The 2,784-nt window shown below is 55.9% G+C and carries 3 protein-coding genes and 1 pseudogene; 2 read left to right on the forward strand and 2 right to left on the reverse strand.

Features of this window, described 5'->3' with window-relative positions; translation table 11 throughout:
• Window positions 1–980: 980 nt before the first annotated feature.
• A complete protein-coding gene (locus GQ59_RS30270) occupies window positions 981–1,385 on the forward strand; it encodes a host attachment family protein (RefSeq protein WP_037088593.1) in 405 nt (134 codons plus the stop codon).
• 344 nt (window positions 1,386–1,729) lie between these two features.
• Window positions 1,730–2,095, forward strand: coding sequence for a hypothetical protein (locus GQ59_RS30275; protein ID WP_037088595.1), 366 nt, complete (start codon window positions 1,730–1,732; stop codon window positions 2,093–2,095).
• 248 nt (window positions 2,096–2,343) lie between these two features.
• On the opposite strand, the gene GQ59_RS30280 is transcribed toward GQ59_RS30275, so the two are convergent.
• Window positions 2,344–2,652 (reverse strand): hypothetical protein, encoded by a 309-nt coding sequence (locus GQ59_RS30280; RefSeq protein ID WP_432762622.1) that lies wholly within the window; start codon window positions 2,650–2,652, stop codon window positions 2,344–2,346.
• A 25-nt stretch (window positions 2,653–2,677) separates the two neighbouring features.
• Window positions 2,678–2,784: pseudogene (locus GQ59_RS33255) on the reverse strand (DUF982 domain-containing protein); the annotation flags it as partial.

The raw sequence follows: 2,784 nt of genomic DNA on the forward strand, positions 1-2,784 counted from the left end.
CAGCCCTATTCAGCTTTGACATTACCTCGCATAAAGCTGTCGGCGTCAAACGTTTTGTCCGTGAGGATCGCATATGAGGCGACTTTGTCCGTGAGGATCGCATAAGGCGGAAATTGACGTGACAGAGCAACCTACATCCTTTTTGATCTCAGGCCTTTGAGGATGCGTCTTTCTTTGCTTTTGGCCCCAGCCTTCAAGACCGAACCATCATAATCCTCGGGTTAGCGTCCCGCTAACCCAATGATCATCGACGAGGGCTGGGGGGGGCACGGGACTTCTCTCCGTGTAGAGTGATCATCAGAACTATCGAATGTGAGAAAACAGTGAGCACCGTCCTGTTCATGGTTATTACTTGATTGTTGCCCGTCGGCGGCGTATTTCAATGAAATTCTACTGAACACCTTGAACAATAATATGGGTTGATCAACAAGCAGCCCCCACCACCTCATACGAATATGTTAACCCTCGCAGCCGCGAAGAACTCAACGTTATCAATGGGTGCAAGCACTGGGACATTTTCGGGCGAATTTCCGGACGTGACTGAATAAATTCCTCGCTTGATCTCTATCATGATGCCGGACATTCTTCATGACTTTCAACATTATGTGGCAGTCAAACGAAGTCGGCAATCCAGACGGTGCTTTCATCGGGCGCATTGTAGCATCCCGACGAAGGCATCGTGCGATTACTGCGCAGGGCACCGGCTGGCCGGCCCGGCGATGTGCCATCGCCCCGATATCGAGGTCGGCGCTCGTTTGTGATGCATAAACTGGCGTTGGGAGGTGGCGCGAGAGCCTGTTCGTGGGGTAACGAACAATTCCTGAGGGGACGGGAAAATCGCCCTCGCGACCTTATGAAAATGCCCGGTGCGCCGTTTGGTTCCGGATGAGGAACAAATCTCCCCTGGTAGGGTTACCGTAGCCCGAGCGTCGGTCCCGCCCTGACGGTGGAACACGCATTGGTCAGGACGGAGATGTAATATGGAGCTTCCCCATAACACGATTATAGCTGTTGCCGATGGCGAGAAACTTAACCTGTTTCAGAACGAGGGCGATGCGGCGAATGTCAAGCTGAAGGCAATGCCTTCCGCAGAGATCAATAGCTCGAAAATCTCCTCAGGTGGCCGCCATTCCAGCAGTTCCGCGAACCCGGACGACAGCCAGCAGAACGAAGACGGCTTCAGCAGCGGAGTGGCCGACTTGTTGAACAAGCAAGTACTTGGAGGGAAGATCAGGAGCCTCGTTGTTGTGGCGGCACCGCGCACATTGGGGGAAATGCGCAAGAGCTACCACAAATCCTTATCGGACATTCTGATCGGCGAGTTGGATAAGGATCTAACAGGCCATTCGCTACAGGATATCGAAAAGGCGCTTGCGGCAGCTTAAACTCCACCTCAGATGCGTAGTGTGACCTATCCGCACGGCTGCCGAGCGATGGCCACAGTATCTATCAGGAAAGTACGATCGTTCGTCGAAGCAGGAATGGATGTCAGTGCCCCGCCCGACATGACGGGGCCTTCCCCTACCAACCAGCCAATTGGGCCCGTGGCCTCAGTCGGGGGGCATATAAAGGCATGAGGCAAGTCGTAGTGCTGGCATGCAGTGAAAAGTTCGAATGGAGGAGCCGCAAGATAACATCCTAAAAACAGACATGTTTTAGGAACGTCTTCCTCCCCCGCTCATTGAGTTGCGCCGAGCAGTAATTGGTCTTCGGCCCCGGAGATTCGGTCGTGAAGACGGCCGTCAAAGAAAGAAACATCATGAAAATCGCTACCCTCGCTATCGCCGCAGTAATGTCGGCCGCATCGATCGGTACCACAGCTTTCGCGCAGGCACCCGCCGCGTCCTCGCCAATAGTGGCTGATGATATGGTTACGGTCGTTCTTGTCAGTGAAGCGAACAAGAGCTCGGACGCCACCACGCAGGTGCCCGACATGTACCGCAAACCAAGCAGCGACACCGTCTCCAAGGCTCAGTCGATGCTCAAGAAAGACGCCGCGCTGATGAAGAACCTCGAAGGCAAAAAGGTTCAGACGGAGAATGTCGTCGGTATCGAAACAGCCGCGAACGGCGGCAAAGTCGTCTACGTCAAATAAAACACCTTCGCTCCCAGAGATGGCCCCGTCTTGGGGCCATCTTCCTTTGCGGCGGCGACCTGACGATCAAGCGTTTGCTTGCGAAGGGGCATCGCAGAGACGCGCTGTGACGGCTGGCCAGTGGCGGGCGGATCTTCCAGTGGCTGGGATGAGTTCTGATCTCCGCGCGACGACGCTGCGGTCGTCTCCGCCAATTCCGGAACCCTATTGGCTCCTCCGAGGCGCTGGCCGGAAGAGAGCCACTCAATCTAGGCTCGGCAAGTCGGCGAAACCACGCCGGTTGAGGCGGCAGCCTCTAGAGCGTAGCGACGGCCCAATTCCGTGAGCGCTGACTGCACTTCATCGATTGAAACGGGTCGAGGTGTTCCAGCCAATTGGCGGAGCGCCGGTTTAGAATTGACCGCGTAGAAGTCGGAGGCCCAGGCGGCGAGGATGGCCCTTTTGTCATCGATAGAAAGGAATGGCGCGGTCACGACATCGAACGGCCGCCGAAACTGCATGCCTTGCATCAAAGCTGTCGGTCCCATGGAGACTGCATTGTCGATGGACTGCTGCAACGTTGTGTCCATCGCTGTACCCGCCTCACTGTACGTGGGGATCGCTCTCGCTTCGCAGGCGAGATGCAGCGATCGCGGGCGTTTCCGGAGCCAGCATATCGTGCTTCTTGGCAAAGGCGGCGAACAGGCCGC

It is taken from the genome of Neorhizobium vignae, assembly GCF_000732195.1.
In the GTDB taxonomy this organism is placed as follows: domain Bacteria; phylum Pseudomonadota; class Alphaproteobacteria; order Rhizobiales; family Rhizobiaceae; genus Neorhizobium; species Neorhizobium vignae.

Bases quoted from the DNA above. Each gene is read 5' to 3' on its own strand.
- GQ59_RS30270 (WP_037088593.1), top strand. From the start codon at position 981: ATGGAGCTTCCCCATAACACGATTATAGCTGTTGCCGATGGCGAGAAA.